20 protein-coding genes are annotated in these 25,417 nt (G+C 32.7%); 8 read left to right on the top strand and 12 right to left on the bottom strand.

Annotation, left to right across the window (positions count from 1 at the left end):
* The first annotated feature begins 112 nt into the window (after positions 1-112).
* From NSR03_RS07630 to NSR03_RS07610, 5 genes are all read left to right on the top strand, one after another.
* Positions 113-1,465, top strand: a complete 1,353-nt coding sequence (locus NSR03_RS07630; RefSeq protein WP_046465164.1) for an isochorismate synthase — start codon at positions 113-115, stop codon at positions 1,463-1,465.
* Complete coding sequence (menD, locus tag NSR03_RS07625) at positions 1,458-3,140, top strand: 2-succinyl-5-enolpyruvyl-6-hydroxy-3-cyclohexene-1-carboxylic-acid synthase (protein ID WP_021339518.1); 1,683 nt, start codon at positions 1,458-1,460, stop codon at positions 3,138-3,140. The genes NSR03_RS07630 and menD overlap by 8 nt, the downstream gene beginning before the upstream one ends.
* Entirely contained in the window at positions 3,127-3,933 is an 807-nt protein-coding gene (gene menH, locus NSR03_RS07620; protein ID WP_046465165.1) for a 2-succinyl-6-hydroxy-2,4-cyclohexadiene-1-carboxylate synthase, read from the top strand. Before menD ends, menH begins: the two co-directional genes overlap by 14 nt.
* The gene (gene menB, locus NSR03_RS07615; protein ID WP_002508054.1) at positions 3,926-4,744 is read left to right on the top strand and encodes a 1,4-dihydroxy-2-naphthoyl-CoA synthase; all 819 of its coding nucleotides are present in this window, start codon (positions 3,926-3,928) and stop codon (positions 4,742-4,744) included. The genes menH and menB overlap by 8 nt, the downstream gene beginning before the upstream one ends.
* Positions 4,745-5,117: 373 nt before the next feature.
* Positions 5,118-5,570: a MarR family winged helix-turn-helix transcriptional regulator gene (locus tag NSR03_RS07610; protein WP_002508053.1), complete on the top strand. Its 453-nt coding sequence runs from the start codon at positions 5,118-5,120 to the stop codon at positions 5,568-5,570.
* A gap of 71 nt (positions 5,571-5,641) precedes the next feature.
* Here NSR03_RS07610 and NSR03_RS07605 read toward each other — a convergent pair whose 3' ends face one another.
* Both NSR03_RS07605 and NSR03_RS07600 read right to left on the bottom strand, forming a co-directional pair.
* Positions 5,642-6,805 (bottom strand): aminotransferase class I/II-fold pyridoxal phosphate-dependent enzyme, encoded by a 1,164-nt coding sequence (locus NSR03_RS07605; protein WP_021339520.1) that lies wholly within the window; start codon positions 6,803-6,805, stop codon positions 5,642-5,644.
* A gap of 123 nt (positions 6,806-6,928) precedes the next feature.
* Positions 6,929-7,933 carry an acyltransferase family protein gene (locus tag NSR03_RS07600; RefSeq protein WP_069802059.1) on the bottom strand — a complete coding sequence of 335 codons (1,005 nt, stop codon included), beginning with the start codon at positions 7,931-7,933 and terminating at the stop codon, positions 6,929-6,931.
* A gap of 204 nt (positions 7,934-8,137) precedes the next feature.
* On the opposite strand from NSR03_RS07600, the gene NSR03_RS07595 reads away from it, so the two are divergent.
* Entirely contained in the window at positions 8,138-8,560 is a 423-nt protein-coding gene (locus NSR03_RS07595; RefSeq protein WP_021339522.1) for a MarR family transcriptional regulator, read from the top strand.
* A 144-nt stretch (positions 8,561-8,704) separates the two neighbouring features.
* On the opposite strand, the gene NSR03_RS07590 is transcribed toward NSR03_RS07595, so the two are convergent.
* The 4 genes from NSR03_RS07590 to NSR03_RS07575 form a co-directional block, all read right to left on the bottom strand.
* On the bottom strand, positions 8,705-13,492 hold the full coding sequence (locus tag NSR03_RS07590) for a GW dipeptide domain-containing protein (protein ID WP_340719197.1): 4,788 nt from the start codon (positions 13,490-13,492) through the stop codon (positions 8,705-8,707).
* A gap of 233 nt (positions 13,493-13,725) precedes the next feature.
* A complete protein-coding gene (locus NSR03_RS07585; protein WP_021338624.1) occupies positions 13,726-14,148 on the bottom strand; it encodes a GNAT family N-acetyltransferase in 423 nt (140 codons plus the stop codon).
* A gap of 77 nt (positions 14,149-14,225) precedes the next feature.
* Positions 14,226-14,696: a DUF2538 family protein gene (locus NSR03_RS07580; protein WP_002508047.1), complete on the bottom strand. Its 471-nt coding sequence runs from the start codon at positions 14,694-14,696 to the stop codon at positions 14,226-14,228.
* A gap of 21 nt (positions 14,697-14,717) precedes the next feature.
* Complete coding sequence (locus NSR03_RS07575; protein WP_285328576.1) at positions 14,718-16,022, bottom strand: LCP family protein; 1,305 nt, start codon at positions 16,020-16,022, stop codon at positions 14,718-14,720.
* 476 nt (positions 16,023-16,498) lie between these two features.
* Here NSR03_RS07575 and NSR03_RS07570 point away from each other — a divergent pair, with 476 nt between their 5' ends.
* Positions 16,499-18,145 carry a phospho-sugar mutase gene (locus NSR03_RS07570; protein WP_069801740.1) on the top strand — a complete coding sequence of 549 codons (1,647 nt, stop codon included), beginning with the start codon at positions 16,499-16,501 and terminating at the stop codon, positions 18,143-18,145.
* A 31-nt stretch (positions 18,146-18,176) separates the two neighbouring features.
* Positions 18,177-19,325, top strand: a complete 1,149-nt coding sequence (locus NSR03_RS07565) for a serine hydrolase domain-containing protein (RefSeq protein WP_069820776.1) — start codon at positions 18,177-18,179, stop codon at positions 19,323-19,325.
* Positions 19,326-19,478: 153 nt separating this feature from the next.
* Here NSR03_RS07565 and rihC read toward each other — a convergent pair whose 3' ends face one another.
* The 6 genes from rihC to NSR03_RS07535 all read right to left on the bottom strand — a co-directional run bounded on the left by rihC (position 19,479) and on the right by NSR03_RS07535 (position 25,170).
* Positions 19,479-20,387 carry a ribonucleoside hydrolase RihC gene (gene rihC / locus NSR03_RS07560; protein ID WP_021338629.1) on the bottom strand — a complete coding sequence of 303 codons (909 nt, stop codon included), beginning with the start codon at positions 20,385-20,387 and terminating at the stop codon, positions 19,479-19,481.
* 203 nt (positions 20,388-20,590) lie between these two features.
* Entirely contained in the window at positions 20,591-20,881 is a 291-nt protein-coding gene (gene qoxD / locus NSR03_RS07555; RefSeq protein WP_002508041.1) for a cytochrome aa3 quinol oxidase subunit IV, read from the bottom strand.
* Positions 20,878-21,483: a cytochrome aa3 quinol oxidase subunit III gene (gene qoxC, locus NSR03_RS07550; RefSeq protein ID WP_002508040.1), complete on the bottom strand. Its 606-nt coding sequence runs from the start codon at positions 21,481-21,483 to the stop codon at positions 20,878-20,880. The genes qoxD and qoxC overlap by 4 nt, the downstream gene beginning before the upstream one ends.
* On the bottom strand, positions 21,473-23,461 hold the full coding sequence (gene qoxB / locus NSR03_RS07545) for a cytochrome aa3 quinol oxidase subunit I (protein WP_021338631.1): 1,989 nt from the start codon (positions 23,459-23,461) through the stop codon (positions 21,473-21,475). The genes qoxC and qoxB overlap by 11 nt, the downstream gene beginning before the upstream one ends.
* Entirely contained in the window at positions 23,461-24,582 is a 1,122-nt protein-coding gene (gene qoxA / locus NSR03_RS07540; RefSeq protein ID WP_046465172.1) for a cytochrome aa3 quinol oxidase subunit II, read from the bottom strand. Before qoxA ends, qoxB begins: the two co-directional genes overlap by 1 nt.
* 270 nt (positions 24,583-24,852) lie before the next feature.
* On the bottom strand, positions 24,853-25,170 hold the full coding sequence (locus NSR03_RS07535; protein ID WP_002508037.1) for a DUF5011 domain-containing protein: 318 nt from the start codon (positions 25,168-25,170) through the stop codon (positions 24,853-24,855).
* Between the last annotated feature and the right edge of the window lie 247 nt (positions 25,171-25,417).

Raw genomic sequence — 25,417 nt, 5'->3', positions numbered from 1 at the left:
CAAATAACGTGAAAATTATATAAATGAAATAGGCTAGATACCATACACATATTGTGAAAAGTGGTACAATATTATAATGAGTGCAAACTGATAAATGAAAGAAGTGAAATAGATGACTTTGGACGTCAAGGAAAGTGAAATTGTCGAAGCGGTATACGAAAGTAATCATACTTGGGTTTCTGTAGAAGCAAAATTAAATTATGAATTAGATCCTACTGTATTATTCCATGTTACGGAAGACAGTGCAGGAGACCGTTTTTATTTTAAAAAAAATGACAACGAAACTTCATTCTTTGGCTATCATGCTATTAAAAGATTTAAAAATGACTTTGAAAGTAAACAATCTATTTTCCGAGAATGGGAAAAATATAAAAGTGATATTGATTTAATTCATCCAAATTCAGAACGACATCATTTAAAGATATGTGGTGGATTCCAATTTTCAACACATAAATCTGGAGATGAGTGGCGTGAATTTGGTATTAATCATTTTATATTACCTGAAGTATTGGTAACTATGGAAGAAGGAAACACGTATATTACCTATACTGTAAAAGCAGATCAATTTGAAATTGACTCATTTTTATCGATTATAGATAAGTTAACTCAAGAGAATGTTAGCCCAAATTTTGAAAAAGGTGAAATTAAGCGCATTGAGGATATTTATAAAGATGAGTGGCGTGATTTAGTTAAAGATACAATAGATATATTAGACGAAAATAAAAAAATTGTGCTTGCAAGAAAACGATTGATTATGTTTGATAAAAACATAAACATCCCTTATATCTTAAACCAAGCAACACAAGGTGAACATAATAGTTACTTATTTGTATTAGAATCACAAGACAGTGTATTCTTTTCACAAACACCTGAACAGTTAATGGAAATTAATGATGAAATACTATCTACCAAAGCAGTTGCAGGTACGATTAAACGTACCCACCAAAATGATGTAGATAATGAAAATATAAATGCATTTTTAAACGATGAAAAAAACTTAAATGAACATCGTTTTGTCGTAGACAGTATATTGAATGACATTGAATTGTATGTTGAAGATATTACATACAATAAAAAACCACAAATTTTAACAAATGATCATTTGTATCACTTATATACGAAAATTAAAGGACAATTGATTAGCAAATCTTATATTGGTTTATTAGATAATCTTCATCCGACGCCGGCGCTTGGAGGTTATCCTAAAGAGGAAGCAATTGAATATATTGAACAAAATGAGTTTGGAACACGTGGGCTTTATGGCGCGCCAGTTGGCTATATTGACATGTATGATAATTGTGAATTTATTGTTGCAATTAGATCTATGTTGATTAAGAAAAATCAGGCAACATTATTTGCTGGTTGTGGGATTGTAAGTGATTCTGATGCGGATAGTGAAGTAGAAGAGACTGCTGTTAAATTTAGCCCAATGATGAAAGCTTTAGGAGTCGAGAAATATGAATAACCATACAACTGCATTAACAAAACAGGTATTTACTTTTGTTTCAGAATTATATGCATACGGAATAAGAGAAATAGTGATAAGTCCAGGGTCTCGTTCAACACCAATGGCAATTGCAATTGAGGCACATCCTAAAATGAAATCTTGGATTCATCCAGATGAACGTAGTGCTGCTTTCTTTGCGATGGGGTTAATGAAAGGTAGTGAGCGACCAGTTGCTATTCTTTGTACATCTGGTAGTGCTGCCGCGAATTATACACCAGCCATTTCTGAAAGTAGCTTGAGTCATTTACCACTAGTGGTATTAACAAGTGATCGTCCACATGAACTCAGAGGTATTGGGGCACCACAAGCAATAGATCAAACAAATATGTTTGCAAATTATACACAATATCAATTTGATTTCCCTATTGCTGATAGTAATGATGACCAAGACTTTATGACGAATACAGTTAAATTCCAATTACAAAAAGCGAGTCAGTATTTATATGGCCCGCATCGAGGTCCAATTCATCTGAATTTGCCATTTAGAGAGCCGCTGACACCTGATTTAGAAAAAGTTGAATGGTTAACTTCAGATACGAAGATTATGCCACATTATCAAAAAACGACGAGTCTCAATGAAATAAATGTAATTGTTAAAAAACGCAAAGGACTTATTATCGTTGGTGATATGCAGCATCAAGATGTAGATCAAATACTCACATTTGCGACGATACATGATATGCCTATACTTGCTGACCCATTAAGTCAATTACGTCGTGAGCACCATCCTAATGTTATAACGACATATGACTTATTATTTAGAGCCGGATTAGAAGTAGATGTTGACTTTATAATTAGAGTAGGTAAACCAGTTATTTCTAAAAAAATAAATCAATGGTTAAAAGATACGAAGGCATTTCAAATATTAGTGCAGAATAACGATAGACCAGATGCATTTCCAATAACACCTCATGTTTCTTACGAGATGTCTGCAAATGATTTCTTTAGACAATTATCTGAGACAACTACAGTTGAACGTAAGCAATGGTTAGAAAAATGGCAATCATTAGAGAAACATGCCAAAGTTGAAATTAAAGATTATGTAAGAACTGCGACAGATGAAGCGGCCTACGTAGCAAATGTACTAGACAAATTAACAACAGATGATGCATTATTTGTGAGTAATAGTATGCCAATTCGAGATGTAGATAATTTGTTTATAGACTGTGAAGCAGCAGTCTTTTCAAATCGTGGCGCTAATGGTATAGATGGTGTTACTTCAACAGCATTAGGTATGGCGGTACACAAGAAAGTGACATTATTAATTGGCGATTTAGCCTTTTATCATGATATGAATGGCTTGCTCATGTCTAAATTAAATGACATCAATTTGAATATTGTGCTATTAAATAATGATGGTGGAGGAATCTTTTCCTATTTACCACAGAAAGATTCAGCCGATGCATATTTCGAAAGGTTATTTGGCACACCAACTGGATTGGATTTTGAACATACTGCGCTACTTTACGACTTTACATTTAAACGATTTGAATCTATTGAAGCATTTAAGTACACTGAGTTATCCAAATTTGGCGCACATATTTATGAAATTATGACGCATAGAGAAGATAACCTACAACAACATCTTAAACTCTATAAAAAGTTGAGTGATATTATCAATGTTACATTATAAATTTCATCGAGCGAATCAATCAACTAATCAATTATTAGTGATGCTACACGGCTTTATTAGTGATCAACAGGCATTTGATAACCATATTCACATATTGAAAGAAAGCGTAAATATCGTAACTATTGACTTGCCTGGACATGGTGCAGATGAATCTCCATTTCATCGAGAGTGGAACTTTCCTTTTATTAGCCAACAGTTAGATGAAACGCTAGAAGTGTTTAGTGCATATCAATTATTTTTACATGGCTATTCAATGGGTGGTAGAATAGCGTTGTATCATGCAATTCATGGCAACACTACATTGACAGGTCTTGTCTTGGAAAGTACGTCCCCAGGCATTGAAGATAGAACAGCACAGATAGAAAGGCAACAAGTTGATTATGCACGTGCCCGAGTATTAGAAATTGCAGGATTAGAAGTTTTTGTTAATGATTGGGAAAAACTGCCACTATTTTATACACAACATGACTTAGATAAGATCACTAAATTAAGTATTCGTAACATGAGAATGCGTCAAGACGCATCTAGATTAGCAAAAGCGTTGAGAGATTATGGTACTGGAAAAATGCCTAATTTATGGTCGGAATTGAATCAAATACAAATCCCAACATGTATTATTGTTGGAAATTTAGATGGTAAATTTTGTGAAATTGCTCAAAAGATAGTTTCAATTATACCGAAGACTGAACTTTTTGAAATAGCACAGAGTGGTCATACTGTTCATGTGGAAGAAATGGCAGAATTTGATAGAATAGTATTAGGTTTTATTCAAAAGGAGGAGCAAAATGACTAGACAGTGGGAAACAATTAAAGAATATAAAGAGATTAAGTATGAATATTACGATGGAATCGCTAAAGTAACAATTAATCGACCTGAAGTTCGTAATGCTTTTACACCAAACACGGTACAAGAAATGATGGATGCATTTACTAAAGCACGTGATGATCAACGTGTTGCTGTTATTATTTTAACAGGTGAGGGAGATAAAGCATTTTGTTCTGGTGGAGATCAGTCAGTACGTGGCCACGGTGGCTATGTAGGTGAAGATCAAGTTCCTCGTTTAAACGTATTAGATTTACAAAGACTTATTCGTGTAATTCCAAAACCAGTTATCGCAATGGTAAGAGGTTATGCAGTAGGTGGCGGTAATGTATTAAATGTTGTATGTGATTTAACAATTGCTGCTGATAATGCTATCTTTGGCCAAACTGGACCGAAAGTAGGGTCATTTGATGCAGGTTACGGTTCTGGTTATTTAGCACGTATAGTAGGGCATAAAAAAGCGCGTGAAATTTGGTATTTATGTCGCCAATATAATGCACAAGAAGCACTAGATATGGGATTAGTTAATACAGTAGTACCACTAGACGAAGTAGAAGATGAAACTGTTAGATGGTGTGAAGACATTAAGAAACATTCACCAACTGCTTTAAGATTCCTAAAAGCTGCTATGAACGCAGATACAGATGGCTTAGCTGGACTTCAACAAATGGCTGGAGATGCAACATTACTTTACTATACAACGGATGAAGCAAAAGAAGGTAGAGATGCGTTTAAAGAAAAACGTGATCCTGATTTTGACCAATTCCCTAAATTCCCGTAAGGAATTATTATATTAACCGTTATTGAGAGGTTAACATATACTGTCGACAAAGTATCAGACTTTGTCGACATTTTTTTGCGCTTTTGCGCAATTACAACTTTGACTTTACTATGTATCTTTATACGGAATTATCTAAGATATGATTTCGATCCATTATTGTGACTTTATTCAGTGATTTTGCCCATAGTAAAAGAATAAAAAAGATGAATAACTGGAATCATTACATAGATTTTATTTTTATATAAAAATAAGATAGTGTATCAATTTATAGTTAGAAATACGTTGTTTAAAAAACTCTTTTAATAGTTATAATATATTTGACTATAATTTAAAAATATATTAATATTATAATGAAAAGAAATGAGGGAGAACAATGGCATCAGACGCTAACGACCAAATACGAAAAGAAATGTGCTACTTATTTTATATTACGAGTAAAGAAGTTGTAAATCGTTTTAATCGCTACTTAAAACAGTATGATATAAGCTTTCCTAACTATATTGTATTACTTTATATTGAAAACGATAAAAATGTTTATATTAAAACGTTATGTGATGAACTCTATTTAGATTCTGGTACTATAAGCCCTATAATTAAACGTTTAGAAAAAAAAGACCTAATTAATCGAATCAGAACAGAAGAAGATGAACGTAGAGTTAAAGTGAGATTAACAGAAAAAGGTTTGAAACTTAAAGAAGAATTCAGCAAAATCTCCGAAGATGTTATTCAACAATTTGATATGGAAGGTGAAGAGTCAGTTACTTATTATCAAATTTTAAAAGCGTTTGCTGAGAAAAATGTTTTTAAGAAAAATGAAGATTTATAAATATAAAGCACCCGCTAAACATTGAAGATAATTCAACATTTAGCGGGTGCTTTTGTGTCTATAATAAAAAGTTATTGTTGATAGTATTCCTTAAGAAATTCTTCAAGCCTTCTCATACCTTCTTTTAAGGCGTCAAGTTCATAAGCATAGGATATACGTACATGACCTTTACCTAAATCAGTAAAAGCTGAACCTGGTACCATTGCTACATGTGCTTTTTCAAGTACATTAATACAAAATTCAAAATCGTCATCAGTAAATTTTTTGATGCTAGGGAAGATATAAAAAGCACCTTCTGGCTTAGCATCAAGTTCAAATCCGAGAGACTCTAATTTTTGAATTAAAAAATCACGACGTTCAATATAAGCTTTATTCATATATTGTGGTGCTTCTAAGCCTTCATTTAAAGCAGCAATACAAGCAATTTGTGCTGGTACATTTGCACAAATACAATTATAAGCATGCATAAATGTTAACTTTTCAATTAAGTACTCAGGTCCAATTAAAAATCCAATACGGATACCAGTTGCAGAATGTGATTTACTTAAACCACCTACGAGTAAAAGTTGATCGCGGATAGCATCAAATTCTGCAAAAGAAGTATGTTTTCCACTAAATGTGTTTTCAGCATAAATTTCATCACTAATTATGAATATCTCTTTATCTTTCAAGGTCTCAGTGATTGCTTGAACCTCATCATACGATAATATGACGCCAGTAGGGTTAGTTGGATAGTTTAGTAATATTGCTTTTGTATTGTTCGTAATATGAGCTTCTATGGCCTCAGGAGTGATTTTATACTGAGACTGAGTTGTATCTATGAAAATTGGAACGCCACCCAGTGTTTTAATTAAAGGAATGTATCCTGCATAAATAGGGCCAGGAACAATAATTTCATCGCCTTGATTAATAATACTTCGTAATGCTGTATCTAATGCTTCACTAGCGCCATTAGTAATAATAATTTCTTCAGTACTATACTTAAAATGATAGCGTTGCTCAAAATATTCACTTACAGCGTTTCTTGTTTCAAATAATCCTTTATTATGCGAATAGGTTGTTTGATTTTCATTTATCGCATTAATATATGCAGATTTAACTACATCTGGCATAGGAAAATCTGGTTGGCCAATTGTTAAATTGATACAGTTATCAATGTTCTTAATACGACTTGAAAATTGACGTATGCTTGGTGCACTTAAATATTTAGCATTATTGTTTAAAGAAAGTTTCATTGATTATTTCACCTCGAGATTAAAAATACCGAATTGTATTTTTATATGTATGATTAATAGATATCATCAAATTATTTCTATCATAACATATTTAAAATAAATACAATTCGGTAAAAGCTTTTATTAACCTTTGAATTTAGAAGGTGACTGCAAATTAATAACTGGGTTTGTCCATTTTGATACAAAACGTGTCGATAAAATATAAACAATGAAACATGTTGCACTTAAAAGATAAATATAAGTTAAAACAGATATTTCATCTTTAAACGGATGAAGACCAAAACCACGAACCACTCCGATTACAAGACCATGTAATAAATAGATATGCATTGTTCTACGTCCTATATAAGTAAAGAATTTTTCTTTTTCAGGTATTAAATTCAAGAAAGAAAACATTGTTGCTAAAATAATAAAATAAAGGAGTAATCTTTTGAACGGACTGTAAAGATCTTGTTCCCCTTCTAATGACATATATGGCGAATCACCTAACAACCAGTCTGAATTGATTGGATGAATGGTATAGATTATATAGAAAGTCACTAAAATTATAAAAGCAATAGGGACGAACTTTTTATTTCGTAAAATTTGAGTATGTTTACTTGTAAATAAATAACCTAAATAAAATATCGGAAAGAACATAATCGTTCTTGAAAAACTCAAATAATTATCAATATTGTCAGAATAACCAGCAAATAATGAAAAAATGATTGCTATTGGTAAGACAAAATAAGGTTTATAGTCTTTAACAATTACTAAAATCACATGAAAGAAGAATAATGTAAGTAAAAACCAAAGTGCGAACACTGGATCGAAAGGATCGAATTGAACGCTATCTTCTTTACCAGTTAAATAATAATATATAGAGAAAAAACCAAAGAAAATAATATAAGGTATTAATAGTTTTTTAGAGACTTTTTCTAAATAACCAGCTTCTCCTGCTTTTTTTGCAAAGTAACCAGAAATAAATAAAAATGCTGGCATATGAAAGCTGTATATTGTTAAGTACAACGACGATAGATATGTACTCGCTTCATTGTAAGGTTGTAATAAATGCCCAAAGACAACAAGAAAAATCAATATTGCTCTTGCATTGTCAAAAAAGTAATCTCTCTTTTTTAATTGTGCCATGCTTTTTCTCCTTTAAAAGTGCCGGGTGAATTTTATAATCACTGATACTAATTTATTATAAATCATATGAGAAATGCAACAAAATAGATCGATTTGTATTTTATTATTGTATATTATGTAGAATGACATTATAATATTAAGAAATATAATAGTGTCATTTGATTGGTAGTAACAAGTAAATTAACATAGTGGAGATGAAGCAACATGTACAAACAACTAGAACAATTAATTACACTGACGAGTAACGATTTGAACTTAGTAAGTAGAAGGTTTGGCCAACGTACAGATTTAACTTCAGAGCAATTAGAAATGTTAAGAATTTTATACAATTATGAAGTTTTATCTCAATATGACTTAACTATGAAAATTAATAAAGAACAATCAATTGTATCACGTTGGATAAAAAAACTTTGCCAAATGGGTTACATAACTAGTAAACAATCTAATAAAGATTTGAGATGTAAAGATTTAGTGGTAACGGATAAGACAAAGGAACTTGTACAACAAATTAATGAGGTAAGGGTAGCTTTAATTGAAGCGCGCTGCCAAAATTTAACTTCACAAGATATAGAAGACTTAAACCATTTGCTATATAAATTAAACGTTCGTCATGCTTATTTACGTTAGATTATTGGGGCTGATTAATTTATATGAAAGCACCAATAAATAAAAATTTAAGAGTACATGTATCACTCATAGAAAATATCTGTTGAGTGATCATGTACTCTTATTTTAATTGTATAAAAGAAAATATAGTATTGTAGGTGTAAATTAAGCTTTATAAGTATTTACATCAAAATATTTACCTAATTTACCCATTGAATCATAGAACCCTTTAATACGTGTGGCATTGTGCTCTGCCCATCTTACATCAGTTGCGTATTGATGTTCACCTGGATTTTCAGGGTTCCAACGCATTTTATAAAGTGTATTTTGACCTTGGCTGATGTATGAACTTGAGATGAATTTAGCGCCACCAACGATTGCTTTTTTAACTGTATCCCAACCGTTAGATTTGGCAGTAGCGAAACCTTGTTTAACTGCATCGCTATCAACTGCTCCGATACCAAACATATTATAATATTTGTTTGGACCATCTGTTACGACTTTATCATCTACTACATCGCCACCGTTAGCAAGTTTTGAAGTACCATCGCCTGTTTCTAATAGGGCATGTGAGATTAAATAAACTTCATTTATATTGTAAGCCTTAGCTGCTTCACTGAATGCTTCGCCTTGACCTTCTAAAATGCCTTTACCAACTAAAAGTTTATCTAAATCTGCTGAAGCAATATCTTGAGATTTATCTAAACGTAAGAATTGATATTTTTGAGTAGGGTCTTGTGCTAATTTACCAGTATCCATAGCATTTTTTATTTCGATAGGTGTAGCATCTTCCCATTTACCTGGTGTGTGTTGAATTTGAGGTTTGGTTTTTAAACCTGCTTGAATTGCAACAGCTTCATCTAGCGTTAGACCAGATTGATAATATTTGATTAACTCTTTGCGTAAGTCTTCTTCTTTAATCCAAACCATTTGGCCATTAGATAGTTTGCCGTGATACCAAGTCACACCATTGACAACTTGTTTCTCGAATACTGTAAAGATACTTTCATAGAAATCATTTAATGAGCCTGCTGGTTGATTAGAAGTTGGATCTAAGTAATAACTACCATCAGCATTATAAATAACATAATCAAATTTATAAGGTGTAACTGCCGATTTAGTTACGTCAGATGTTTGAGTTTCGGTTGCAACTTTATTATTTGTATTTAAATCTTTAGCTGCAATCCATCCAGTCTTGTTATTAACATTACCGTACAAGTATTCATCTTTATCTACTTTAACTGATTTAGAAGCATTAAATTGATTGTTTTTCACATTTTTTAATGAGTCTAATTGTTGAGCTTTTGTACCCCAAGGTACTGCATAAAGTCCATTATTTGTAGATTTAATTGTGAATTGACCATTTTTAGCAGATGTTTTACTTAAATCACGTGTATTGATGTCTTTTGTATTAACCCAACCTAATGGTGTGTTTTGGTTAGAATTTTGAATTAATACGTAAGTGTTATCGCCTTGTGTACGTTGTTTTGTAACGTTAAATGTACGGCCTGATAATTTAGATGCATCTTTGGCTTTTGTATCATTAACTTTAGTCTTAATACCAGAATTTGTATTATTTAATTGACCAATTTTACTTACTGATTGAGTTGGGTTTGCTGTATTTTTAGTAGCAGCTTCATTAACTGTAATATCACCGGTTTGCATCCAACCTATATTACTATTCGTTTTGTTATCTGTTATTAAGTAGAAACTATTACTTCCAAGTGTAGCTTTTTTACTTAATTTATAAGTATTGCCATTCACATATGGTTTTTGTACACCTTGTTTGTCGTAAACTGAAGTGTAGACACCATGATTTGTTTTGGCTACAGTACCTTGTTGGTTAGTAAGATTAGTTACTGATAATTGACCTGTATTTGCAGGTGGGGCAACAGTTGAACTTGGTGAAGACAACTTACTTAAACTTACCCAACCAGATAAATCATTTACAGAGCCATAAACATAGTTTGTTTTATCAATTTGTTGTTGTTTCGTTGCTTTAAATGTTTGGTTAGCGTTACCTGAAACAGTTCCAGCTTTTTGAGAGCTAGTACCCCAAGGGACTGTATATAAAATTTCGCCTGGTTTAATATTATAAGTTTTATTTATCGCAGTAACAGGTTTAGCTGTATTATAATCCACATCATTTTGGTGAACCCAACCAATTAAGTTCCCTTTATTATAATCAGTTACCAAATAGAAATTTTCGTTGCCTATTTTGGCTGATTTTGTAACTTTTAGTGTTTGATTTGTACGATCAGTTTTTTTACCTTGGTGGTCATAAACTGTTGCATATAAGCCATCATTCGTAGTATTAATACGGCCAACACCATTATTAGCTTCTACTGTTAATGAACCTGTTTTTGGTGGGGTAACAGTACTACCTGAGCCACCAGTATTGCTAGAACCATCTGTATTTGTAGATTCGTCTTTTCCACTAGTACTACCTGAAGATGTTGCTCCCCAAGGTGCTACTTGACCAGTTTTAATTAAATATTTTTCATAGATTAGGTCATATAATTCATCATAACTGTAGTTATATGAAGCTAAGTAACCATGAGGGTCCGTATGATTAGAACCACCTAGGAAAGTACTAACGGCTTGGTGAGTCCAAACTGTACCTTGTCCATCGTACTCAGCACTATCTGGTGAAAGACCATAATATTGTAAGTTTGTCGCTGCATAATCAGCATAATTGTTAATTGAACGTGCAAATGAATCATAATCATGTGTATGAACTAACTCAACATGAATAAATCGATCGTTTGCAGCTGGACCAGCGCCCCAAGCAAGATAGTCAGTATTTGCAGTTTCAATAATACGATTACCGTCAATATATGCATGAACAAAAGCACTATTATAATTATTCTTCATGTAGTTAATTTCACCAGTAATAGTTGAGTTATCATTTGCAGTTTCGTGTAAAACGATACCTTCTGGTTTACCATAACGATAATTATATTGCGGTAAATAACTTGCAATATCTTGTTCATAATTTGGAGCTTGGAAGTTATTGTTACGAATATAGTTATTAAGTGATGAACTCACTTGTGGACTATATGCTGGTAGAGAACTTGTTGTGCCTGCTTCTCTTGTTATTGCAGAACGCGTTGAAAGCGTATTATTTACATTAGCTGATGCTACTCTTAATTTAGGAGTAGCTTCTGTACTTACCGTTGTCGCAGTAGTACTTGGCGTACTAGGATTAGTTGCAACTGCTGTCGCAGTTGATGTTGCCTTACTATCTTCGCTTGTGCTTTGCTCACTTACGTCAGAAGAGTCATCTACTTTATTATCTTCAGAAGCTTTAACATCTTCATCATCTTGAACGTCTTCATTAGAAGCGTCTTCTTCAGTAGCTTTAGCATCTTCAGAATTCTGTTCGTTTACGTCAGAAGAGTCATCTACTTTATTATCTTCAGAAGCTTTAACATCTTCATCATCTTGAACGTCTTCATTAGAAGCGTCTTCTTCAGTAGCTTTAGCATCTTCAGAATTCTGTTCGTTTACGTCAGAAGAGTCGTCTACTTTATTATCTTCAGAAGTTTTAGCATCTTCAGAATTTTGTTCACTTACGTCAGAAGAAGTGTTGTCCTCTTTATTTTGTTCAGTAGATTGATTAGTTTCATCATCTTGAACGTCTTCATTAGAAGCGTCTTCTTCAGTAGCTTTAGCATCTTCAGAATTCTGTTCGTTTACGTCAGAAGAGTCGTCTACTTTATTATCTTCAGAAGTTTTAGCATCTTCATCATCTTGAACGTCTTTATTAGAAGCGTCTTCTTCAGTAGCTTTAGCATCTTCAGAATTTTGTTCACTTACGTCAGAAGAAGTGTTGTCCTCTTTATTTTGTTCAGTAGAATGATTAGTTTCATCATCTTGAACGTCTTCATTAGAAGCGTCTTCTTCAGTAGCTTTAGCGTCCTCAGGATTCTGTTTGTTTACGTCAGAAGAAGTGTTGTCTTGAGCTGTATTTTGTTCAGTAGATTGATTAGTTTCATCATCTTGAACGACTTTATTAGAAGCGTCTTCTTCAGTAGCTTTAGTATCTTCAGGATTCTGTTCGTTTACGTCAGAAGAAGTATTGTACTCTTTATTTTGTTCAGAATTTTGATTAGCTTGATCGTCTTGAACGTCTTTATTAGAAGCGTCTTCTTCAATAGCTTTAGTATCTTCAGAATTTTGTTCGTTTACATCAGAAGAAGTGTTGTCCTCTTTATTTTGTTCAGAATTTTGATTAGCTTGATTGTCTTGAACATCTTTATTAGAAGTGTCTTCTTCAGTAGCTTTAGTATCTTCAGAATTTTGTTCGTTTACATCAGAAGAAGTGTTGTCTTGAGCTGTATTTTGTTCAGTAGCTTGCGTATTTTCAACAGTTTGACTGTTATCAACTGCAGTAGTTGTATCATCAGTTGAATTGCCTTCGTTGTGTTGAATATTTTGATTAGAAGTATCTTCTACAGATTGTTGAGTCTCTTCGGAATCTTGCTGGTTTAGGTCAGAAGAACTATTGTTTTGAGCGGGCTCTTGTTCAATACTTTGAGCATCTTCAGAATCCTGAGTGTTTTCAGTTACTTCATTAGCTTCAGATTGCGTGTTCGCTTGGTCTTCTTGGCCTGAAGTTTGTTGATTGTATGTATCTTGACTTGGTGTTTGATCAGAGTTCAACTCATCTAATTCTGCATCGTAAGTGTTAACTTCGTTTGCTAAGGTCTGTTCAACTTGTGTAGGGTCTTGGTATGATTGTGTACCTGAAATATTAGCGGTAGGTTTACTAACTTCAGATTTGATTTGTTCACTTTGTTTAAGTGTATTCTTATCATCTAACACATTCTCGTTTGTAGATTTATTTTGTACGTCATCTGCAGCTTGTGCTTGATGAGATGTTAAAGCTGTACCTGCTAACGTTAGTGCTACCATCGACGGTACTTTATAAGTAAACTTTTTCTTAGTCATTAAACTGCCCCTTTAACTATATAATTTAATATCTATTATAATACGACTTTTGGAGGAGTGGTTTACTTTTTACTGATTTGTAATATAAAATTAATCTAATTAAGTTTTGGAAAAGTTATAACATCTGATTTAATGCGTTATAAAGCTTAATTTTGAAAATATTGAAATATTACACAAATCGAAATATTACAAAAGATAGTTGCAATATAAATACAAAAACATATTAAATTGGGTTAAATAGATTTTGTCATAGCAATATGATCAATATTTTCCTCAATAAAAATCTTTCCAAAAGGTTTATATCCAAGAGATTCATAAAAAGTTTGAGCGTGGCATTGTGCATTTAGCATTAAGGAATGATGGCCTTGATTTTTAGCGATTTCTTCTAAAAATTGCATGAGTAGTTTGCCATATCCAGATTTTCTATGAGATGAAATAATAGCAACTCTTTCTATTTTAACGGCATTGTCATAAGGACGAAATCTACCAGTGGCGAAGGGGATGTTGTTTTCATCATATCCAATGATATGCGTAGCAATAGCTTCGTATTGATCTATTTCATTTTCTAACGGTACACCTTGTTCAAGAACAAATACTTGTTTTCGTACACTATATGCATCTTCCATCATGGAAGGCGTTGTAACAATTTTAAACATAACTATTCCTCGTTTCATTTATTTTGGTTAAAAAAACGCCCTATCAAAGTTTAATATGATAGGGCGTTTTTTAATGATTATTGTGCTTCTTTTCTAATTATCGCAGTATATTGCCAAAAAATTCGCATTTGTGCAATATTCCAATTATTCATACCCATTGTAAAACCAGATGGTCTAAATAAATTAACATCTGTAACCTCTAGTGCAGCCGCAATAAGATATTGGATGGGTACGCTAATTTCTTTCATTGTTTCTGTAATACCATTTTGATTATAAACCCATGAAAACGGTAATTCTGATTCAAAAACATCAACTTTTTCGAATATTTCTGGAAGTCCAACAATATAACATGCACCATCGATGATAGGATTATTATCACTATCTTTATAGTATATGCGTAAAGCTTCATAGTTTTCACGGTGTTCATGATTGACATAGAAAAATTCATTTCTAAAAAGCGCCATATCTTTGCTGTGTATCATTTGTTGTTCTAAAACATTAAACATTCCGTTTATATGAGCAAGTTTTTCGTATGTTTTGCGTGACATATAGTGAGCTCCTCTCTACAGTTAATATTGATTAGTTGGTACTTCTTGAGTATTTTGTTGCTGATTAGGATCTATTTGTTGCTGATCGGTATTCTGTTGTTGCTGATTATTATTGTTTTGTTGTTGGTTAGGGTTACCTTGTTGCTGATTAGGATCTACTTGTTGTTGATTAGGATCAATTTGTTGTTGATCGTTATTCTGTTGTTGTGAATTATCATTGTTTTCAGTGCCATTTAATTCTGATGAATTGTCTTCATCATTATCATTGGAAGTATCATTTTGATTTTTTCTAAGTAGACTACTGTCTAACTCTGTTTGTGGTACGAGTGTACCATAAAAATCAGTGACACGTTGATTTAAGAAATCACTTGTATCTTCAATCTTAGGTAAATTTAAATCATCACGTAGTAAATTTGAAGTGTCTTGAATACTATTAATATCTGGATTGTAATAATAGATTCCATTTAAGTAATCATCTTCACCTTTAAGTTGTTTACTTTTGATTTCAACATCATCTTTTAAATAAGATGTTGCAAGAGCTTTTACCTCATCATAGCTTAAATTATGTTTTGAATTATTCCCAACTATTTCAATAACATCATCTAGCTTACTAAAGGAACCAGCATTTTGTGCCTTAGCAAAGAGTTTTTTAATTAACTCCATTTGTCTTTGACCACGTTTTAAATCAGAATCATGATGTCGTGTTCTAGCGACTGCTAATGCTTCGTCGCCATTTAGTTTTTGATGTCCTTTTTCAACTTTTATTTTGCCACTGTCATCAGTATTTGGTTCACTGATGTCATAAGGGACATTATATTCAATGCCACCAAGTTCATCAACAGCATCTACGAATGCATCCATATTAATACGTACATAATAATCAACCGGTACGTTTAAAGTAGCTTCTACAGAATCCATTGAAGCTGTAGGTCCACCATAAGCATGTGCATGAGTGATTTTATCGTAATAACCTACTTTTGGAATATAACTGATTGTATCACGAGGAATGCTTAGCATTCTTATTTGTTCTTTATCGGAATTAAATGTTGAAAGAATCATTGCATCGGTTCTTGATTGTTCAGTACTTTGCCCATTTTTTTCTCGTCCACTATTTCCATCAATACCTAAAAATAAGATAGAAATAGGATCTTTAGAAGGATCGACTTTAGATTCACGAATGTTTGGTTTCCTAGAGGAGTCACCATCGTTAAAAGAATTCTCAAAAGCGCCTTGAGATGATTTGAGTAGAATGATAGCAAATATAACCGGAACAACGACAAGAACTAAAGATAGAAATATTAAAAAATATTTTAAAAATTTATTCATGTTTGAAGCTCCCCATGTATATGATTTTGTACATGTTACTATATTATCGTTAAATGTTATAGCTCTTTTAACTATATTAAATATTTGTAAAGAAGAAAATGTACTATAACTTATAATTTTATTACTATAGCTAGTAAATATCAACTATGAATGTGTTATTTTCAAGTTTAAAGTAAAATTAAATTAGGGTATGTGTAGTATAATGCTTATATATTGGAATTTATCAGTAGAAACTAACAAAATTGTCATTTGCTTAGAAATGATTTATAGCGATACATGAGCTATAATATATAATAGAAATATCATCTTGTGAACAATAACTGTGTTTCAAGGAAATGACAAAATAATTATAAATATAAGAAAAAAGGGCTTTGCTACGTTATAATTTAAGAACAATGCTTTCTATAAAATATTTTTAAAATTAATAATTGAAATGGATATATCTTTAGCAAAAGATATGAGGAGGAAAAGTGAGTATGAAGCAAGAATGGTTAGATAAAATAGATGAGAGTTTAGTGAAAGATTTTTATGAAATACAAACTGAAACAGAAAAAGAAGAAGGGTTCAAAGGAAGTTTAGCTTTTGGAACTGCAGGTATTAGAAGCACTTTTGGCTTAGGACCAGGAAGATTAAATGCATTTACAATTCGCAAAGTGGCTTTAGGTTTAGCTCAATTTTTAAGAAGTAAAATTGATTCACCAACTGTAGTAATACACTTTGATACGAGATTTTTATCTAAAGCATTTTCACAAGAAATGGCTAGTGTGCTAGCTAACAATAATGTTATACCTATTTTATCAGAAGATTATAAATCTACTCCAGAGTTATCATTTGCCGTTAGACATTTGAATGCAGATGCAGGTGTGATGATAACAGCTAGTCATAATCCTAAAAATTATAATGGTATAAAAATTTATGATGAAAAAGGCGGCCAATTATTACCTGATGAATCCGAACAACTTAGTAATTATATTAATACGATAGAATCTCCATTATCGATTAAAAAGGGCGATTTTGAAGTATTAAAAGAAAATAATAGAATTAAATATATTACTAGTGAAGTAACTGAAAAATATAAAAGTGAAGTTAAAGATTTAGTAGGTTCGATTGATGAAAAAGGTGCAAAAGTAGTATTAACCAGTTTACATGGTACAAGTTTACCGTTAGTTTCAAATATATTAACAGAATTGGATTACCAAAATTTTGTGATAGAAGAAGAGCAATCTACACCGGATGGTAATTTCCCAACTGTAGAAATTGCTAATCCTGAAGATGAAACTGCTTTTAATTACGGCCTAGCACTTGCAGAAAAAACAGACGCACAACTGATCATAGCTACAGACCCTGATGCAGATAGATTTGGTTTTATTGAGCGTTATGGAAAAAATGAATATAGATATTTTAATGGTAATGAAATTGGGTTACTGTTTATGAAATTGAGATTTCAAGAATTAGTTGAAGCAGGCGCACCACTTTACATTATTAAATCTATCGTCACAAGTGAGTTAGCAGAAAGATTAGCATTAGCGTTAGATGTACAAGTTAATAATGTGCTGACTGGATTTAAATATATTTCTGATTTAATTGAGCAAAAAGGTGCAGACAATGAGACGCAATTATTACTCGCATTTGAGGAAAGCCACGGCTATTTAGCGAAATCAATTTCTAGAGATAAAGATGCAATTCAAATGGTACCTTTATTAGTTAAATATAAAAATCTATTATCTAAAAATGGTTTAACATTTAAAGACACTATGGAAGATATTTATCAAAATATTGGTGCATTTAAAGATAGAACACTCGCACCGTCATTTGAAGGAGCCGAAGGTGTAGAAAAGATTTCGAATATAATGAGTCAATTTAGAAATAACGATATATTCTCAATTTGTGGTATGGATGTAAAACAAATAGAAGACTATCATACGGGTGAAAATAGAAATGTTATAGAAGGTACAACAGAAGCATTAACGTTACCGAAAACGGATTTGATTAGATTCATTTTTGATAATGGATTTATCGCGCTTAGACCATCTGGAACAGAGCCGAAAATTAAACTCTATTTCTCTCTGAATGTAGAAGATATAGATGCAATTACAGATCAATTTGAAAAAGACTATATTTAAAATATAGATTAATTTATGTAGAGGCAGCAAGATGACATCAAAAAAACTAAAACAATTTATCATTTTTTTAATCTTTATTTTAACAATAATCACTTTTACAATTGGATATAGATATTATCAAGATAATAAACAAGACACGAAATACCAAATTATTCATACGAATAATTTGAAAACAGTAATGGATAAAAACAACCCACAAATAAACGCGATTCATCAATATTTAGAAAAAGTTAATTTTAACGGCACTATAGCTGTTTTTGAACGTGGTCAACTTAAATTAAATAAAGGATATGGTTTCAAAAATTTTGAAACAGATGAAAAGAATAGGGCAGACACATTATATTTAATCGGATCTTCTCAAAAATTCACCACTGGATTAATGCTTAAGCAATTAGAAAATGAGCAAAAAATTAATATGAATGATGTGGTTCATCAATATTTGCCATGGTTCAAAACATCCAAACCTATTACATTAAATCAACTTATGCTTCATCAAAGTGGTTTATATAAATATAAAGCTTCAACTTCTTATAAAAATCTAGATAATGCAGTACAGTCAATACAACGCAAAGGTATTGAGACTAAATTTTATAATAAAAATAGATATAATGATGCTAATTATTTAGTTTTATCTCGTGTGATAGAAGAAGTAACTGGTAAATCTTTTTCAAAGAATTTCGAAAACAGATTATCAAAGCCATACGGATTGGAGCACACGGCATTTTTTAATGATGAAACTTTCAAAAAAGATATGGCGGAAGGCTATAAAAAAGATGAAAATACAGGTGAACCGGTTAAGCAGAAGCCTAATGTTTTAAACCAATATTACGGCGCTGGTAATTTATATATGACCCCTCATGATATGGGGAAATTGATATTAACTTTACAAAACAATGAACTATTCAAAGATAATATAACAACGCCTTTACTACATGAAAGTTTAACGCCACGTTATCTAAAAGCGTATCGTTATGGTTTTTATTCACTTCCTAATAAAAATCGAATTAATGGTGGTTTTTTTGGACAAGTATTTACGGCATATTTTAATGACGACTATATTGTGGTGCTTGGGACAAATTATGAAAATAATGATGTGAATAATGAGGAAAAGATAAAACATATTTTTAATAAATTACTAAAACAAGACAAGCCTTATAATATAGTAGGGCAACGTTATTAATTACTTGATTATTGTAGTAACCTAAAATGAAGTAATTTAAAACACTCCTAACTGTAAAGTGTAAAGGTACAACCTTTAACTTGATGACAGTATTAGGAGTGTTTTTTCTTAAGTATAAATAATAGTTATATTATGCTACAAATCATATTCACCTTATTTACAGTATTTTAGTGCATTGACGAACATGTCCTCAAACGTATCGGGATGAATGGACATGACCACTGAACAATTAGGGAAGCGAGATTTGAAATCAGTTACTGTTGCACCTTTTGTAAATGTACCATTCGTTTCTATTTGTACATCTGCTTCCTGTACATTGAATTTCTCAGGATGAAGCAAATAAAGCACAGTATATGCATCGTATACATTAATCCCTTTTTCAAAATCATCGCCTTTGTAATGCTTGAAGAGTTGATGCAACATATCACCAGTTTCATTTAGTGTTGGTAGTTTATTTACAAATGCATGGCTTAATGTTGAACTTCTTGCTACATCAAGTCCTACCATGGTTAAAGGCAAACCAGAATTAAAAACGATTTGTGCAGCCTCAGGGTCACAATAAATATTAAATTCCGCTAAAGGGGTGACATTACCACGGTCTGCGCTGCCTCCCATTAATACAATTTCCTTAATATAATCTTTTACTTCTGGATAAGTAGAAAGTAATAAGGCAATATTCGTTAATGGACCTATAGGTATAAGAGTTATAGGAATCTCACTACTTATTAAAGCTTTTCGCATTGCTTCTACAGCATGTGTTGAAGCTAAATCTTTTTCATTTACTTTAGGAAATGGATAACCATCCATACCTGACTCACCATGAACTTGGCTTGCATCTACAATCTCAGAAACTAATGGTTGAGAAGCCCCTCTATGAACGGGTACGTCACTTGCAAAGAATTGCTTGAGTTTCAACGTATTTGCTGTAGTTTTCTCAATGCCAACATTACCATTAATTGTAGTAATCATTCGTAGGTCAAAGTTGGGATGATTCAGCGCGATACTTATAGCAGCGGCATCATCAATACCAGGATCGGCATCTATAATGATTGGTTGTTTCATAATTGTTAAGTCCTCCTAAGTCATTTTGTTATTGTATGGATCCATTTTACATTGTTTTCTTTTAAAAGTGTTGTATATAAATTAATGTATATTTAAGTTGAGCATAAAAGTAGGGAAAAAACATAAAATTTAACGGGAACTAACTTCTATAATTTAATTAATAATAAAAAAAGACTTCTCTTTTAGAGAAGTCTTTTCTTGGATTATAAGTGAGCCGAGTGTCCACCTTGCATTACCCAATAAGTACCAATAACAGTAATTAAAGTAATGATAATCGCAAATATAACTTTAAATGCTTGTAAGTTTCCGTCTCTACCTTCAGTTAAGTGCATGAACATTAATAATTGAACTGCAGCTTGTATAAAAGCAAAACCAAAAATGATGGTAATCTTAACGTTAAGTTCCATAGATGTGTATAAAGTTACAAACACTGCTAATATTGTCAGAACGATTGAGGCAATAAAACCTACTGTGTGTTTTACTATTGTATTCATCCGCTAAACACCATCCCTATCATATATACGGCAGTGAAGATGAAGATCCATACAACATCTAAAAAGTGCCAATATAAACTTACTATAAATAATTTAGGAGCATTGTCTTTATTTAATCCTCGCATAGCTACTTGAATTAATAAGCAGATAATCCAGACGATACCTAACGATACGTGGGCACCATGTGTTCCTAATAGTATAAAGAAACTAGACCAATAAGAACCAATAGAAAGGTTAACACCTTCATGTACATAGTGTATGAATTCATAGATTTCAAAGCCCACGAATACGACACCTAATAATACAGTGATAATCATCCAAATCATCATTAATTTTTCTTTTTCTTTTCTCATGTAGTAAATTGCAATACCACATGTATAAGAACTAATCAATAAAGCGAATGTCATTATCAAAACGAGGGGCAATTCAAATAACTCGGTAGTCATTTTACCACCATAATCGCCACCATGTTGCAGTGTTAGTAACGCTGCAAACAACGTACCAAATAATGAGAATTCAGCTGTAAGGAAAATCCAAAAGCCAAGCTTATTTAATTCACCTTCATGCGAACGTTGATCAATTGTGTTTGCATCATGACTCATGACTTACAGCCTCCTTTTCTTTTATTCGTGCTTCACGTAAACGTTTTTCAGTTTCAATTACTTCAGAAACTGGAATATGATAACCGTGATCTACTTGGAAACTACGGTAAATCATAGTTCCGAAAATACCAATTAAACAAAGAATAGCCGGTAGCATTGTTTCAAAGACTAGGAAGAAACCACCAATAGTGAAGAATATTCCCATCCAAAAACCAACTGGCGTATTATTCGGCATGTGGATATCTGTGTAATTATGGTTATCTAAATAATGACGACCATGTTCTTTCATATCAACAAATGTATCGTAGTCGTTCCAGTCTGGTGTGATAGCAAAGTTGTATTTAGGTGGCATTGCAGCTGCAGTTGACCATTCTAAAGTACGACCTAAGCCATCCCAATTATCACCAGTTGCTTCACGTGGTGCTTTGAAGAAGCTGTAAACAATACTTGCGACTAAGAACATAAAGCCTAATGCCATTAATAGGGCACCGAAAGTTGAAATTACGTTTAGTAACCACCAACCATCTTCAGGCATATAAGTGTATAAACGACGTGGCATACCATCAAGACCTAGTATGAATTGAGGTATGAAACAAATGTTGAAACCAATTACAAAGAACCAGAAACACCATTTATTTAATGTCTCGTTCAGCTTAAATCCAGTCATCTTAGGCCACCAGAATATTAAAGCTCCTAGACAGGCAAATACAACCCCCGCTACTAATGTGTAGTGGAAATGGGCTACTAAGAAGTACGTGTTGTGGTATTGGTAATCTGCTGCTGCCATAGAAAGCATAATACCAGTTACCCCACCAATTAAGAAGTTAGGTATGAATCCTAATGCGAATAGCATTGGTGATTCAAAGGTAATACGACCTTGGTAAAGCGTGAACAACCAGTTAAATATTTTGACACCGGTTGGTATACCAATAAGCATTGTTGAAATCGAGAAGAATGAGTTAATTAATGCACCATTACCCATTGTGAAGAAATGGTGAACCCAAACTAAGAAACTTAAGAATGCGATACCTGCAGTCGCCCAAACCATACTTTGGTGACCAAATAGGCGTTTACGCGCAAACGTTGGAATGATTTCAGAGTATATACCGAATGCTGGTAGGATAACGATGTATACTTCGGGGTGCCCCCATACCCAGAAGAAGTTAGCCCAAAGCATTGGCATACCACCATTAGCAACTGTAAAGAATGCTGTACCGAATATATTATCGGTTGTAAATAGTGCTAATGCTACTGTTAGTACTGGGAAAGCCAAGATAACGATTAAAGCTGTAATGAAAGTAGTAACCGTAAACATTGGCATTTCCATAAATTTCATTGTAGGTGTTTTCATTCTAAGTATAGTTACAAAGAAGTTAATACCTGTCATCAGTGTACCGATACCAGAAATCTGTATTGCAATTAAGTAATAATTGACACCTGGCCCGGGACTGAATTCGCCTGCGAGTGGTGCATAGTTAGTCCAACCAGCAGCAGGTGAGCCTCCGATTATAAATGACAGGTTGAATAAAATCATACCTGAGAAGAATAACCAGAAACTTACGCTATTTAATACAGGGAATGCAACGTCTCGAGCACCAATTTGTAAAGGTACAATGACATTCCATAAACCAAATATGAAAGGCATTGCCATAAAGATAATCATGATAACACCGTGTGTACTAAAAACTTCGTTATAGTGATTTGAGTCCAAGAACGTATTGTTAGGAATCGCTAATTGTGTACGCATCATTAATGCGTCAATACCACCACGAACGAACATTAATACGGCACAGATTAAGTACATTGCCCCGATTTTCTTATGGTCGACAGATGTGAACCATTCTCTGTATAAATATTTCCATAATTTAAAATAAGTAATTACTGCGATTAGTCCAATGATTCCAAATGGGGCACCGATTTGTGCCATTGTAATCATCCAAGAACCTTCAACAAGTAATTGATCCCATGGAAAATTCATTAATGTCCACCTCCAGATTCATGCTCTTTTTTCTCTATTTCAGATACTTTTTCGTCTTTAGCACCTTTAGAGATTTTGTCCATTTCCTCGACGTTATGTTTTTCTTCGTCTTTGAATTCACTGTTGTATGGTTCATCGTTGCCAAGAATCATGGCTTTCATACCATGTCTCTCATAGTTCGCATTTGTGATTTGCGGTTTACGTGCAGGTTGATCAGGTTCATCTAACACATCTTCAGTTAATTCTTCTTCAGTGTTAAAGTTCGGATCTTTCTGTACGTAATTGAAGCGATCATAAGCGTGGAAAATATACTCAGGATCTGCTGCAGGATCAACAAATGCTAGATGGGTACCACTGAAAGTTAACTCTTCATTTTCAGTAGTTGGTAAAAGTTGCTTATCAAATGTATCTTGATCTAACTCTTTTTTACTTTGAGCATCTTTGACCCAATCGTTAAATTCACTTTGACTTACTGAGTTAACATCGAAAGTTTGACGAGAAAAACCTTCACCATTGAAGTTTGAGTTACGTCCACGGAACGTACCTTCTTCACTGGATGTTAATGTCCAGTCCATCGTCATACCTGTCATCGCGTATTTCTGACCACCAAGTTGTGGTATCCAGAAACTTGTCATCATATCCATTGATTGGAGTTTGAAAACAACTGGACGATCTTTCGGTATTGTTAAGTGATTAACAGTTTCAATTTTTTCTTCAGGATAACTAAAGAACCACTTGTAACCAGCACTTGTAGCATAAACTACAATTGGATCATCCTCTTTGTCTGGTGTTTCCTCATACATGTAAAGTGATTTAACCGTTGGAATGGCTATAGCAATTACAATGAGAATTGGAATAATGAACCAGATCGATTCAAGTAAAAAACTATGATGCATCTTTCCTGTTTCCTCTGTTTTGCCCATTCTATATTTGAATAGAAAGACTGTGAACAAGAGAATTACAGCGACAACTATAGCAAGCATGAAGATGATTGAATAGATAATCAAGAACTTCGTATCACTTGCCATTGGCCCTTTTGGGTTTAAAACTTCTACATTCTCACAACCACTAAGTAAAATTAGCGAGCCAAAGAGTAGAAGCAAAGACTTAAATTTTGACACTTTTTTGACCTCCTAATACTACAATTGTAGGGCTTAACATCAATTTTAAGATATTACGCAATTATTACAAGTGTTTGTGCGAAAAAAATTATTGTAAAATTAAAAGAAACCCAACAGAACCAATGTCTGACGGGCTTTTAAAGATTTGTTAAAATTATGTGTACATTTTGTGAAAAGTGTCATAATTAAGTCGAAAGGGTAATTTTGTCTTAAAAATTGTGATAATCGTTATCATTTACGATTTTTGAGACTATGTATGAAACCTAGGTGTTACTTAACTTCAACATAACGTATAGATTTTTTTACAGCACCATTTGAATCTTCAACTTTGTATTCAACTTTATACTTTCCAGTTTTATTTGTATTTATATCTCCATCAACGGTAATTTTATGAGTTAAATCGCCATCTTCTTTATCAAAGGCACTTACACCATTAAGTAAATTGTAATCGTCACCTTTTTCGATGATTGTATCATTAGTACCTTTTAGTTCTGGTGTTGAATTATCAGTAGCTTCTGCACTTAAGTTAGGTGACACAAGTGTTGCAGATACGCCTAACGCTGATAATGACTGTATTAGTTTATTCATAACGTTAACCTCCGTATGACCGTCATTTGTTTTATTCAACTATACTATACTTTAAATGAGTTTAGAATACATCGTACTATAGTCTTAATATAACCTATGACTTTGAATCTAGCTGTAATTTTCAGTAAACATTTAGTAAATTGAACGTTCTGCGAGTTTTGACATAACAAACTTCAAATAATATTAAATTTAATTCGAAATTCTTGGGGGAGGGTTTTAACTGAAAATGAAAAATGTCATTGAAAGA

This window comes from Staphylococcus sp. FSL W8-1207 (assembly GCF_038003745.1).
GTDB lineage: Bacteria > Bacillota > Bacilli > Staphylococcales > Staphylococcaceae > Staphylococcus > Staphylococcus equorum.
Note: the sequence above shows the minus strand (reverse complement) of the source record. Positions and strands in the feature narration are given on the sequence as shown.

Bases quoted from the DNA above. Each gene is read 5' to 3' on its own strand.
- NSR03_RS07630 (WP_046465164.1), top strand. From the start codon at position 113: ATGACTTTGGACGTCAAGGAAAGTGAAATTGTCGAAGCGGTATACGAA.
- menD (WP_021339518.1), top strand. From the start codon at position 1,458: ATGAATAACCATACAACTGCATTAACAAAACAGGTATTTACTTTTGTT.
- menH (WP_046465165.1), top strand. From the start codon at position 3,127: ATGTTACATTATAAATTTCATCGAGCGAATCAATCAACTAATCAATTA.
- menB (WP_002508054.1), top strand. From the start codon at position 3,926: ATGACTAGACAGTGGGAAACAATTAAAGAATATAAAGAGATTAAGTAT.
- NSR03_RS07610 (WP_002508053.1), top strand. From the start codon at position 5,118: ATGGCATCAGACGCTAACGACCAAATACGAAAAGAAATGTGCTACTTA.
- NSR03_RS07605 (WP_021339520.1), bottom strand. From the start codon at position 6,805: ATGAAACTTTCTTTAAACAATAATGCTAAATATTTAAGTGCACCAAGC.
- NSR03_RS07600 (WP_069802059.1), bottom strand. From the start codon at position 7,933: ATGGCACAATTAAAAAAGAGAGATTACTTTTTTGACAATGCAAGAGCA.
- NSR03_RS07595 (WP_021339522.1), top strand. From the start codon at position 8,138: ATGTACAAACAACTAGAACAATTAATTACACTGACGAGTAACGATTTG.
- NSR03_RS07590 (WP_340719197.1), bottom strand. From the start codon at position 13,492: ATGACTAAGAAAAAGTTTACTTATAAAGTACCGTCGATGGTAGCACTA.
- NSR03_RS07585 (WP_021338624.1), bottom strand. From the start codon at position 14,148: ATGTTTAAAATTGTTACAACGCCTTCCATGATGGAAGATGCATATAGT.
- NSR03_RS07580 (WP_002508047.1), bottom strand. From the start codon at position 14,696: ATGTCACGCAAAACATACGAAAAACTTGCTCATATAAACGGAATGTTT.
- NSR03_RS07575 (WP_285328576.1), bottom strand. From the start codon at position 16,022: ATGAATAAATTTTTAAAATATTTTTTAATATTTCTATCTTTAGTTCTT.
- NSR03_RS07570 (WP_069801740.1), top strand. From the start codon at position 16,499: ATGAAGCAAGAATGGTTAGATAAAATAGATGAGAGTTTAGTGAAAGAT.
- NSR03_RS07565 (WP_069820776.1), top strand. From the start codon at position 18,177: ATGACATCAAAAAAACTAAAACAATTTATCATTTTTTTAATCTTTATT.
- rihC (WP_021338629.1), bottom strand. From the start codon at position 20,387: ATGAAACAACCAATCATTATAGATGCCGATCCTGGTATTGATGATGCC.
- qoxD (WP_002508041.1), bottom strand. From the start codon at position 20,881: ATGAATACAATAGTAAAACACACAGTAGGTTTTATTGCCTCAATCGTT.
- qoxC (WP_002508040.1), bottom strand. From the start codon at position 21,483: ATGAGTCATGATGCAAACACAATTGATCAACGTTCGCATGAAGGTGAA.
- qoxB (WP_021338631.1), bottom strand. From the start codon at position 23,461: ATGAATTTTCCATGGGATCAATTACTTGTTGAAGGTTCTTGGATGATT.
- NSR03_RS07535 (WP_002508037.1), bottom strand. From the start codon at position 25,170: ATGAATAAACTAATACAGTCATTATCAGCGTTAGGCGTATCTGCAACA.